The organism is Collinsella aerofaciens, assembly GCF_032584215.1.
Lineage (GTDB): Bacteria > Actinomycetota > Coriobacteriia > Coriobacteriales > Coriobacteriaceae > Collinsella.
The window spans coordinates 76,968-88,317 of sequence record NZ_JAWHPN010000001.1; the positions used below are offsets into that span (position 1 = coordinate 76,968).

10 protein-coding genes are annotated in these 11,350 nt (G+C 60.2%); 7 read left to right on the top strand and 3 right to left on the bottom strand.

Annotated elements, in window-relative coordinates; translation table 11 throughout:
• Positions 1–4: 4 nt before the first annotated feature.
• The 5 genes from RX395_RS00340 to RX395_RS00360 all read left to right on the top strand — a co-directional run bounded on the left by RX395_RS00340 (position 5) and on the right by RX395_RS00360 (position 4,540).
• Complete coding sequence (locus tag RX395_RS00340; RefSeq protein ID WP_316364631.1) at positions 5–1,384, top strand: aldehyde dehydrogenase; 1,380 nt, start codon at positions 5–7, stop codon at positions 1,382–1,384.
• A 122-nt stretch (positions 1,385–1,506) separates the two neighbouring features.
• On the top strand, positions 1,507–1,860 hold the full coding sequence (locus RX395_RS00345) for an HIRAN domain-containing protein (protein ID WP_316364633.1): 354 nt from the start codon (positions 1,507–1,509) through the stop codon (positions 1,858–1,860).
• A complete protein-coding gene (locus RX395_RS00350) occupies positions 1,853–2,032 on the top strand; it encodes a hypothetical protein (RefSeq protein ID WP_316364634.1) in 180 nt (59 codons plus the stop codon). The genes RX395_RS00345 and RX395_RS00350 overlap by 8 nt, the downstream gene beginning before the upstream one ends.
• A 66-nt stretch (positions 2,033–2,098) precedes the next feature.
• Positions 2,099–2,644 (top strand): metallophosphoesterase, encoded by a 546-nt coding sequence (locus tag RX395_RS00355; protein ID WP_316364637.1) that lies wholly within the window; start codon positions 2,099–2,101, stop codon positions 2,642–2,644.
• Positions 2,645–2,782: 138 nt separating this feature from the next.
• Complete coding sequence (locus tag RX395_RS00360; RefSeq protein ID WP_316364640.1) at positions 2,783–4,540, top strand: DUF2130 domain-containing protein; 1,758 nt, start codon at positions 2,783–2,785, stop codon at positions 4,538–4,540.
• 80 nt (positions 4,541–4,620) lie between these two features.
• Here RX395_RS00360 and RX395_RS00365 read toward each other — a convergent pair whose 3' ends face one another.
• The 3 genes from RX395_RS00365 to RX395_RS00375 all read right to left on the bottom strand — a co-directional run bounded on the left by RX395_RS00365 (position 4,621) and on the right by RX395_RS00375 (position 9,442).
• Positions 4,621–7,302 carry a DEAD/DEAH box helicase gene (locus RX395_RS00365; RefSeq protein ID WP_316364643.1) on the bottom strand — a complete coding sequence of 894 codons (2,682 nt, stop codon included), beginning with the start codon at positions 7,300–7,302 and terminating at the stop codon, positions 4,621–4,623.
• Between the two features lie 309 nt (positions 7,303–7,611).
• Positions 7,612–8,451, bottom strand: coding sequence for a tRNA (guanine(46)-N(7))-methyltransferase TrmB (gene trmB, locus RX395_RS00370; RefSeq protein ID WP_316364645.1), 840 nt, complete (start codon positions 8,449–8,451; stop codon positions 7,612–7,614).
• 118 nt (positions 8,452–8,569) lie between these two features.
• A complete protein-coding gene (locus RX395_RS00375) occupies positions 8,570–9,442 on the bottom strand; it encodes a methyltransferase domain-containing protein (protein WP_055287126.1) in 873 nt (290 codons plus the stop codon).
• Positions 9,443–9,709: 267 nt separating this feature from the next.
• On the opposite strand from RX395_RS00375, the gene RX395_RS00380 reads away from it, so the two are divergent.
• Together RX395_RS00380 and RX395_RS00385 are read left to right on the top strand one after the other, a co-directional pair.
• On the top strand, positions 9,710–10,426 hold the full coding sequence (locus tag RX395_RS00380) for a helix-turn-helix domain-containing protein (RefSeq protein WP_316364647.1): 717 nt from the start codon (positions 9,710–9,712) through the stop codon (positions 10,424–10,426).
• A complete protein-coding gene (locus RX395_RS00385; protein WP_316364649.1) occupies positions 10,426–11,325 on the top strand; it encodes a DUF4097 family beta strand repeat-containing protein in 900 nt (299 codons plus the stop codon). The genes RX395_RS00380 and RX395_RS00385 overlap by 1 nt, the downstream gene beginning before the upstream one ends.
• Positions 11,326–11,350: the final 25 nt, after the last annotated feature.

The following is an 11,350-nucleotide window of genomic DNA, read 5'->3' on the forward strand; positions in this document are numbered from 1 at the left end:
TGCCATGAACACCGAGGAAATTGCGCGCATCGTCGGCGATCAGCGCGCCTACTTTAAGACGCACGCTACGTTTGACGTTGACGGTCGCCGCCGCGCACTGGTACGCCTGCGCGATGCGGTCCGGGCGCACGAGGCCGATATCGCCCATGCGCTCAAGACCGATTTGGGGAAGTCGCATGACGAGGCCTATATGTGCGAGATCGGCACGTCGCTTTCCGAGATTCGACATCAGATCGCTCACGTGGCTCGGTGGAGTCGTCCGCGCCTGCGTCCGTGCGATCTCGCTAACGCCGTGAGCGTGTGCAAAACGCAAGCCGTGCCCTATGGCGTCACACTCATCATGGCTCCGTGGAACTACCCGTTTTTGCTAACACTCGAGCCGCTCGCCGGCGCCCTTGCCGCGGGCAATACCGTGGTCATCAAGCCGAGTGCCTATGCTCCGGCATCGAGCGCGGTGCTCAAGCAAATCTGTGAAGAGGCATTTGATCTGCGCCTGGTGACGGTTGTCGAGGGCGGGCGCGCCGAGAACGAAGCGTTGCTCGATGAGTGCTGGGACAAGATCTTCTTTACCGGTAGCGTTCCGGTCGGCAAACTCGTCATGGAGCGCGCAAGTAAAAACCTTACGCCCGTGACGCTTGAGCTGGGTGGCAAGAGCCCCTGTATCGTGGATGCCTCCGCAAACTTGAAGGTTGCGGCGCGGCGTATCGCCTTTGGTAAATGGCTCAACGTGGGGCAGACCTGCGTGGCGCCCGACTACCTGCTGGTCGATGCGCGCGTGCACGACGAGCTGCTGGACCTCATCAGGGAAGAGGCCCGCCGTATGTTTGGCGAGCATCCGCTCGATAACGAGGATTATGGGCATATCGTCAACGCCAAGCATTTTGCGCGCGTGCGTTGGCTGATCGATCCCGATAAGGTTGTGCTTGGAGGCACGGCGCGCGAGTCATCGCTCAAGATTGAGCCGACGATTTTGGACGGCGTGACCCCCGATGACGCCGTGATGCAGGAGGAGATTTTCGGCCCCATCTTGCCGGTGCTGACGTTTGAGAGCCTAGACGAGGCCGAGACGTTTATTACGGATCGTCCGACGCCGCTGGCTCTGTATATCTTTAGCCAGGATCGCGCAGTTCAGCAGCGCTTTGTGCGTTACGTGCCCTTTGGCGGCGGCTGCGTCAACGACACCATCATGCACTTGGCTACGAGCCATATGGGCTTTGGTGGCATGGGTGCGAGCGGTATGGGGCAGTACCATGGACGCGAGAGCTTCGATACGTTTAGCCACAAGAAGAGCATCGTGAACAAGGCAACGTGGCTGGACGTGCCATTCCGCTATGCTCCTTACGCAAGCTGGAAGCACAAGTTCGTGCGCATGTTTGTGCATTAGAATCAGATGGCGTAGCGACAAACGGTCGAAAGGCGCAGGCAGGATGAATTTGTGTCCGCACGAGTTCGTAGACTTCTCAATAAGGTTAAGCGCCGGTTTATCTGGCCGTTAGGGGAGTTGCTATGTACGAGCCTTCACGTGTTCTTCTGTCATTTCACATTGCAGGATTTCAGTATGCCGATGGCGCCTTGGTCCTGGGCGATCTTAAAGCGGGCGATAAGCTGACGCTGTGTGCCGAGCGCGATAATCCCCATGACCCCGAGGCAGTTGCGATCTACTATGGCAAGACCAAACTTGGCTACGTTCCGGGAAACGAGGTCGGCCCGCTGTCCTTGATGATGTATTACGGCCACGAGGACGTATTTGAGGCCCGCGTGCAACAGGTTGCCCCCCGAGCGCAGCCCGTGGCACCAGGTGCGCGTTGGCCTCTATGTGGTGGATGCCCGCTAGTCGGCAATGGAGGCGGCCATGTTTGATGACGACGACCAGTTCGATCTGACAGACGATCCGTTTGAGTGGGATCTGCTACTCGACGACGATGAGTTGGAGCAGGATCGTAAGAAGCGGCAGGGCAAGAACGCCCAGGGTGACGCTTCGAAAAAGCAAGACAAGCGCCGCCGCGGACTGTTCGGCGGGCTCTTTGGCTAACCGCCGCATCGCTGTGTCTGTATACTTAGCACGAGTTGGATGCATTGCGAAATGAGGGCATAGACGATGATGTGGTTTACCGCCGACCTGCACCTGGGCGATACGAATATCTTGCACGACATGGATCGACCGTTTGATTCGGTCGAGGAGATGAACCGCAAGGTCATCGATGCCATCAATGAGTGCGTGGCTGCGGACGACCGCCTCTATATCCTGGGAGACTTTACGTATCGCTTGCCCATGGCGGAGGCGGTGCGCCTGCGCGAGCGTATCGAATGCAAGAATGCGACGCTCATCCGCGGTAACCATGACGGCGACTGGGAAGATTCCGACGCCCCGCAAATTTGGGAAGACGTGCGCGATTACCTGGAGATTGCTCCCGGCTATGCCAAGGGCCATCGTCTGGTTATGAGCCACTACCCCATGCTCAGCTGGAACGGCAAGGCACGTGGCGCCATTATGCTGCATGGGCATATCCACAGCAGGGGTGACCGCACCAACGCACGCAACCGCGATCGCGAGCGCCCCATTTACCGCTACGATGTGGGCCTCGACGCCAATGACTACAAGCCCGTAAGTCGTGATCAAATCCTCGGCTATTTTGGACTGTAATTCTCGAACCACCACAAAGGGGACAGGCACCTTTGTGGTGGTTCTGGCGCCGCTGCCATTATGGCGGCGGCGCCTTTTTTGTCCGCGTGCCGCGGTAGAGTGTAGGCAATTGAAATGTGCGTCCAGCAAGGAGCTGCTATGAACGAGATTAAGTGCCCGCATTGCGGCGAAGTATTTAAGGTCGATGCGTCCGGCTATGCGGACATCGTCAAGCAAGTGCGCGATGCCGAGTTCTCGCGCGACCTGGATGAGCGTGTGAAGGCTGTCCAGCGCGAGGGCGAGCAGGCGCTGGAGCTTGAGCGCTCGCGTTCGACGGCTGCCTTGCAAAAGGCGGAGTCTCAGCGCAATGCTCAGCTTGTCGAGCAGAGGAACGCTGCAGCTCAGCAGCTGGCACAAGAAGTCGCCAAGCGCGATGCTGAGCTTGCCGAGCTGCGCGCTAAGCTCGAGGGCGCTGCCGTAGAGCGCGAGAGTGCAAGCCAGCGCGCGGCGGTAGAGGCGCGAGCCAATGCTCAAAAGGAAAATGCCGAACTCCAGCGTGAGATTGATAGCCTGCGTGCGCAGCTTGGGCGCAAAGATGACGAAGCAAAGCTTGCCGAGTCGGCGGCGCGCAACGCTGCTCAAAACGATTTAGCTGCACGTGATGCTCAGATTGCCGAGCTGCAGGCCAAGCTTGCCGCGGCGGACAAGGCCCAGGAGATGGCGCTTGCCGCCGCTGCGGCTGAGTCGCAGCGCGAGCTCGATGCCGCTCGCAGCGAGGCCGAGCGCGCGCTTACTGACTATCGCGCGACGGTACAAGAGAAGTTTTCCGCCGCTAAGGCACAGTCCGAGCAAGAGGCCGAGGGTCTGCGTGCCCAGCTGCGCGAGCAGGAACTGATGGCAAAAATGAACCTGTCGGAGGCGGTTGCCGCGGCGGAGCGAGAGCGCGATGAGGCACGTGCCAAGCTGACGAGTGAGCTGGCGGTGCGCGATTCTCGCGAGGAACAGGCTAAGGCGGCGCATGAGCTCGAGCTCGCGCAGGCCAAGCGCGCGAGCGATGACCTGATTCGCTACAAGGATGAAGAGATTGAGCGCCTTAAGGACATGAAGGTCCGCCTGTCCACCAAGATGGTGGGCGAGTCGCTTGAGCAGCACTGCGAGACCGAGTTCAACCGTCTGCGCATGACGGCGTTTCCCAACGCGTACTTCGAGAAAGACAACGATGCGTCCGAGGGTACCAAGGGCGACTTTATCTTCCGCGAGTGCGACGCGAGCGGCAACGAGGTCATTTCAATTATGTTCGAGATGAAAAACGAGAACGATGAGACCGCGACCAAGCACAAAAACGAGGACTTCTTTAAGAAACTCGATCACGATCGTCGCCAGAAAGGCTGTGAGTACGCGGTGCTCTGCACCCTGCTGGAGCCCGAGAGCGAGCTCTATAACGCAGGGATAGTCGACGTGAGCTATCGCTACGAGAAGATGTACGTGATCCGTCCGCAGTTTTTCATTCCCATGATTACGCTGCTGCGCAACGCCGCCATGGGTTCGCTGCGCTATAAGCAGGAGCTAGCGGAGTACAAGCAGCAGAATATCGACGTCACGAACTTCGAAGCCAAGATGGAAAAGTTCAAGAATGATTTCGGTCGCAACTACGAGATCGCGAGCCGCAAGTTCCAAACGGCGATTGATGAGATCGACAAGACGATTAGCCACCTGCAGAAAACCAAGGAGGCGTTGCTGTCCTCCGAGAACAATCTGCGCCTAGCCAACAAGAAGGCCGACGATCTTACCATTCGCAAGCTCACGTGGGGCAACAAGACCATGAAGGCCGCGTTTGACGAGGCGCGCGGGGCTGCGACAGAGACAAACGATGAGCCAGCCGAGGCGGATTCGTATGAGGTCGAGGATACCGAGTAGGGGATAGCGTATCGCGCAAAAAACGGGGCCGCTGGCGATATTGCCAACGGCCCCGTTTCGTTTCGTTCCAGTATGTTCGGCTAGTCCTCGAGCAGGTCCTCGATAAAGCCGACGCGGTAGTTTTTGAAGATGACCTCGCCGCCGTCTTGCGTGGCGTCCAGATCGACATCGCCCATGATGCCAAAATCGTGGTCGCCATCCTCGTCGGCAAAGATCTGGTGCACGTGCCATACGTGCGCAGTCTTCTCGTCGGACTCGTCAATGGAAAACATCGCGGCGCTGCGGGCATCTCCGTCGGTGAGGATTTCCTCGTGCTGCTCGTGGTAAGCGTCGAGTGTTTTTTGCCAGCGGATCTCGCTCATGCCCCAGTCGTCGTCGAGCTCGCCCAGGTCGCGAACGTGCTCGCGGGCGGCAAGGGTCACGCGGCGGAAGAGCGCGTTGCGCACCAATAGCGTGCAGCCGCGACGGTCCGCCACGACCTCGTCGATGCCCTGCGGCGGCGCGGCGTCGAGGGCTGCCGGGTTGCCGGCGTTCTCCCACTCGTCCACCAGGCTCGAGTCCACCGAGCGCACCACAAAGCCCAGCCACGAGATAATGTCGCGCAGGCGCTCGTCGCGCTTCTCGATGGGCACGGTGCGGTCGAGTGAACGGTAGGCCTCGGCTAGGTAGCGCAGCAGAATGCCCTCGGAGCGGGCGATGCCGAGCTTTTGAATGTAGCCCTTAAAATCGCTCGCGCTTTCCAGCATATCGCGCAGGACGCTCTTGGGAGAGAGCTGATAGTCGTTTGCCCAGGGCACTTCCTGGCAGTACTTGTCAAAGGCGGCGTCGAGCAAATCCTCGAGCGGCTTTTCGTACGTGACGTCTTGAATGCGCTCCAAGCGCTCCTCATACTCGACGCCGTCAGCCTTCATTTCAGCCATCGCGCGGTCGCGCGCAGCGCGCTCCTGTGCGCGCAGCACCTGCTTGGGGTCCTCGAGCGTTGCCTCGACCATCGAGATCAGATCCATGGTATAGGTCTCGCTCTCGGGATCGAGCAGCTCCAACGCGGCAAGCAAGAACGGCGAGAGCGGCTGATCGAGCGCGAAGTCCTCGGGCAGATCGACCGTCAGTGCATAGTCGATGTCTGGTGCGGCGTCAGTCGGGGCGTCGGGTGCGGGCGGCACCTCGGTGCGAACGACGACGCCGGAATCGATGAGTGTGGCGAAGATTTCATCGGCGCGAACCTCGAGCTTGGCCTTTTCCTCGGGGGTCTGCAGGCTCGTCTCGATGAGGTCGTGTACGCGGGCACGGGCGTCGCCGCCCTGCTCGACCACGCTAATCACCATGGAGTGCGTGATGCGCAGGCGCGGCTTGAGCGTCTCGGGTTGAGTCTCAATCAGGCGCTCAAAGGTCTGCTTGTTCCAGGTGACAAAGCCCTCGGGGGCCTTCTTCTTTTTAATCTTGCGGAGCTTCTTGGGGTCGTCACCCGCCTTGGCCATGAGCTTGGCGTTCTCGATCTCGTGCTCCGGGGCCTCGGCGATGACCATGCCCTCGGTATCGAAGCCCGAACGGCCGGCGCGACCGGCAATCTGATGGAACTCGCGGGCGCGCAGGCGACGCATCTTGTAGCCATCGAACTTGGTGAGTGCGGTGAGGACCACGGTGTGGATGGGTACGTTGATGCCGACGCCGAGCGTATCGGTGCCGCAGATGACAGGCAGCAGGCCCTGCTGCGCCAAGCGCTCGACCAGCAGACGATAGCGCGGCAGCATACCGGCGTGGTGCACGCCGACGCCGCAGCCAAGCAAGCGCTTGAGGATCTTGCCAAAGGCCGTCGAGAAGCTCGTGCCTTTGGCAGCTTCCTTAATGGCCTCGCGCTGCTCCTTGCTGGCGATGCCAAAATTGGCGAGCGACTGTGCCGTCGCAAGGGCGGCATCCTGGCTAAAGTGCACGATATAGAGCGGGGCCTCGCCGCGGCGCATGGCGAGCTCGACGGTGCCCTCGAGCGAGGTCGTCACGTAGTCGTAGCTCAGCGGCACGGGGCGTGGGGCGTCGACAACCAAGTCGCAAGCAGCGCCGGTGTGTTCCTCGAGTGAGGCGGCGATGGCGGTGACATCGCCGAGCGTGGCGCTCATGAGCATAAACTGCGTGTGGGGCAGGGTGAGCAGCGGCACCTGCCAGGCCCAGCCGCGGTCGGGGTCGGCAAAGTAGTGGAACTCGTCCATGGCCACGCAGCCCACGTCGGCGCCCTCGCCCTCGCGCAGTGCATCGTTGGCAAGGATCTCTGCCGTGCAGCAGATGACGGGCGCTTTGGTGTTGATATGCGTATCGCCGGTGATCATACCGACGTTATCGCGGCCGAGCACCTGTACCAGGTCGAAAAACTTCTCGCTGACCAGAGCCTTGATAGGAGCCGTGTAGTAGCAGCGTTTGCCCTGTGCCATGCCCATAAAGAGCATGCCCAGCGCGACGAGCGACTTGCCCGATCCGGTCGGCGTGCCCAAAATGACGTGATCGCCGGCGGCCAGGTCCATGAGGGCCTCTTCTTGGTGATTCCACAGCTCAATGCCGCGATCGCTCGTCCATTCAAAGAAGCGTTCGAAGGCCTGATCGGGCGTGAGCCACGGTTCGGGCCCGCTGCCGTCCTCGGGCTCCCACCAGGTGGGGGAGAGCGCGCCGAGCGAGCCAAACTCGGCTTCGGTTCCCGTGCCGCCCGAGAATGAGCTGGCGGCCCCGGCGCCGGAGACGGTGCTGGCGGCGGTATCTGTCGTGGTCTGTGCCATGTGCTTGCTTTCTCTCGCGATTGTCCGCCAACTATTATGGCGTAGCGGCGGCGCGGGGTGCCAGCGTACGAGAAAATGCAGGAAATGGGCGTTCTGCCCGGCCGTTTGGTGCAGTTGCCAGCTAAGTGAGTAGACTTTTTGCGATGTCGCGAGCACATGGATTTTGCACAAGGGTTCTATCTGCGGTTTTAGTTTTCGTTATACGGGTTGTGCTTGGCTATTGCAAAAAAGTCTACTCACTTAGGTTTGAGGGTTGTTTGCTGGCGCCTATTCGCGCTTATTTGCTGACGCCGCGACCATCAGAAGCCCCTAGGACTCTTGCGGCAGGCGCTTCTTGCCCTTGCGGGCACGGTTTTTAAAGTTCTCGACGGCTTCTTCCATGCCCAGAGGTACATAGGTGAGCTCATCGAGGTTATCGGGCAGGTAGCAGGCAAGGCTTTGCTCCTGCGCTCGGCCTGCTGCGAGTTGCTCTTCGGTAGGCTTCTCGCCGGGTGTGGCGCAAATGCCATAGACAGTGGCACCCATCTCGCGCGTGCGGCACTCGTACTCGGTCTCGGGATGCTCGGGATGGTCGCGGCGAACGTCGTCACTTACCCAAAGTGTGTCGTAGCCGGCCGCGGCAAACTGTCCCAGGGCGTAATCGCGCAACGGCTTGCTATCGGTGCGCAGTGTGACGGTAGCGCCGGCTGAAAGGAGCGGGCGGTAGAGCATCAGATGGTCGACATGGACGAGTCGTTTTTTAGCGTACTTGGCCTTGGGCTGCGGCGTGGGAAAGTTAATGGTGATGGCATCGAGCTCGCCTGCGGCAAACAGCTGTGGCAGCGATGCGGCGCCTCGGGGCAGGACGAGTGCGTTGGGCAGCTCCTGCTCGCAGATCTTCTGCGCGGCATAGGCAATGCAGATGGGCTCCTGGTCCATACCGATAAAGAGCGTGTTGGGTTCACGGCGAGCTCGCTCAACCAGATAGGTGCCCTTGCCGCAGCCCAGATCAAGATGAAGGCGGGCGAAGGACGCACTGTCAGTCGGCGCACAGGCCTTGCGCCAATCTCCGGCATAGGCCTCGGGGTTCGTCTCAATCGCATCGGCGTAGCGCTCCAGGCGCTCCTCGAGCACAAAGTTCTTAGGCGTGCGAACGTGGACGGCTCCCATGAGGCTCCTTGGTCATAAGTTTGGAACGCATAGCTGCACGTTCCGTCAATGGATTGAAAAAGGGCGGGCATAGCTTGCCCGAAATATGCGGTGCGGCTCGGCGGCGAGTCGTCGATGCCTACAGGCGCTTGAGAATCACATAGCGGTTGAGCTCGCCGCTGCGGCCGTCGGCATGGAAGCGCTCAAGCTCGCGCACGGGGACCTCGCCGCTCTTGTAGAACGTACGGACGCCGCGCACCAGGTCGGTGATCTGCTGATCGTCAAAGTGATGGCAATAGCGGTAGGCGTGGCGGTCGTTTTGCCAGCCAATGAGGTGGTCGCCGGCTTCAAACTGCGCTGAATCGTAACCCTCAAACGGCGGGGTGAGCTCGGCGCGGGCCTCGGCACGAACGGCCTTGCGCGCCATGCGCTCGTCGTTCATAAACTCCCAAAAGCTGATGGCGATGATGCCGCCCGGGCGCGTCTGGCGCACCAGAGCGTCGAGCACGCGTACACGGTACTCGCACGACGGCACATGGTGCATAAAGCCAAAGCAGACCGAGATGTCGGCGAGCGGGGCGTCGAAAAGCACGTCGGGCGTCTCGGCGGGGTTGAGCTTCATAAGGGCGTCGAGCACGTCGAGTTCCTGGAAGTGCAGGTTGGGAATGCGCAGGGCGTGACCGCGCGCATCGATAGCCAAATCCTGGCACGAGTCGACGCCATAGAACTCAAACGGGCAGCTGGCATCTGCCGAGGGGTTTGCGCCGTCGACGCCCTTGGCGGCAAGTGCGCCGCCGGCAGCAAAGTTCTCGAATCGCATATTGCCGCAGGCAAGATCGAAGACGCGGACGGGATGCTCGATCGTGGCGACGTCGAGCTGTTCGAGCGCGATGTCCATGGTGCGCACCCAGCCGGGCCACGGGGCCTGGCGCGTATCGGAGAAGGAGGCGGAGTGTTCGCGATAGAACGTGTTGTTGAGCTGGATGAGCGATGAGGCGAAATCGCGGTTCACGGCGCGGAACTCCCTCCGTTGGCGGTGCGGAATAAACAGTACGACCATACTACCGTTAACGCCGCAACGGGGACAACCAAGCTACGGGTCATTGCTTTGTTTGGACACATTTCCGCAGCTCATATGCACCCGCAACCGCCGGTTGTCAAAAATCTCACTAGAATAGGTGGCATGCTTTTGGCGGTGGCGGATAGATTTTTAACTGTGCAAGGCGCCTTAAGAACAAAAACGGTCCGGCGGCACGGCTGGCATTACATAGGAGGAACCATGAATGTAGAAACTGCGCAGCGGCTCGCCGACCTTCGCCGCAGCAAAGGCTTTAGCCAAGAAGGGCTGGCACGAAAGCTGGGGCTGTCGCGCCAGGCGGTCAGTAAATGGGAGCGCGCGGAGAGCTCGCCCGATACCGAGAACCTGATCTCGCTCGCCAAACTCTATGGTGTGAGCCTGGACGAGCTGCTCAATCCGAGCGACGAGATCGAGGACGATATCGAGTTTGAGAACGAGGACCGCGCCCGTCAGCGCGAGGCCGAGGCAGCAGAGCGCGCTCGCACCCATGAGGCGGCGGCGCGTGCTACCGAGGCGGCAACGCAGGCGAGTGATGCCGCCGCCAAGGCGGCGCAAGCGGCAAGCTGGAGTGCGCAGGCCGCCAATGCCGCTACGGCGCAGACGACGAGTGGCGGCGCAGTTGGCTCGACTCCGGTGAAGGGCCCGTTCCAGTCGTTCCCGTATTGGGCCGTGTGCTGGCTGCTGTTCTTTTTGCTGATGTTCCTGTTTGGTGCCGGACCCTTTGCCGCGCTGATCTTCTTCACGATTCCCATCTATCACTGGGTGGCGCGTGCGCTCGATGGTGATTGGGCGCGTGGAGATATTCAGGTTGGTCCGGCGCCGGTGGCGGCTAGGGCTCAGAATACTTCCGCTTCAGTTGATACTGACGTGGCTACCGCGACCACCGCTGAGCCGATCGCCAAAGAGGGTGATGAATGATGAAGCTTTCGCATGAATCCAAGGTACGCTTGGGCGTTGGCATCGGAGCGTTTGTGCTCATCATCGGGCTCGTCTTTGGCACTTCGCGGACTTTGATTCATTTTGATGGCCCGTGGGATCTCGACGATGTTGTATCCGGCTTGTCCGGTATGGACGATGTGGTTGACGACGACGATTTTATGAACGATGGCGGTAAATATTCCGCTCGGCCTCAGCAACTTTCGAGCACGACTTTTGACGAAGACGCGTTCCAATCGCTCGACTTGGATGTGACGTCGGGGACGGTCGAGATTAAACGTGTCTCTGGCGGACCGGTACGTGTCATCGAAAGCGGGCGCGTTGCAAAGGGGGCGTCTGCTTCCGATGCCGCCACTCAGAATCTGGTTAAGATCGAGGGCTCTACACTCAAGATTAGCCAGTTCGACTGCGATGACGAGCGCGCCCATGACCGTAAGGTCACCATTGAACTGCCGCGTGAGCTTGCCGATAACATGATGGGCATTACGGCAAACGTGGGGTTGGGAGACCTGACGGTCGCGGACATTGCGTGCCACGACTTTGATTTGACGTTGGACTCGGGAGACGTCGCGTTCGCGGGCACCGTGACCGACACTCTGAATGCCGAGGTCGGTTCGGGCGATGTGACGTTCGAGCTTTACCAGGCCCCCGCGAAATCGATGGACGTGAGTGTGGGCTCGGGCGATGTGGAGATGACGGTTCCGAACTCGACGGGCTTTAAGGCGAGCCTCACCTTGGGCAGCGGCGACTTTGAGAGCGATTTCCTTCCGCTTGACTACGACGGCGAGACCATTTTGAATCTTGAATTCGATAACGGCGATAAGTCTGCTACGTATCGTTTTGAGGTCGGTTCGGGCGACATGTCGTTTGATTCGGAGTAGTGAGGCAGACGAAAGCCTAGGCGAA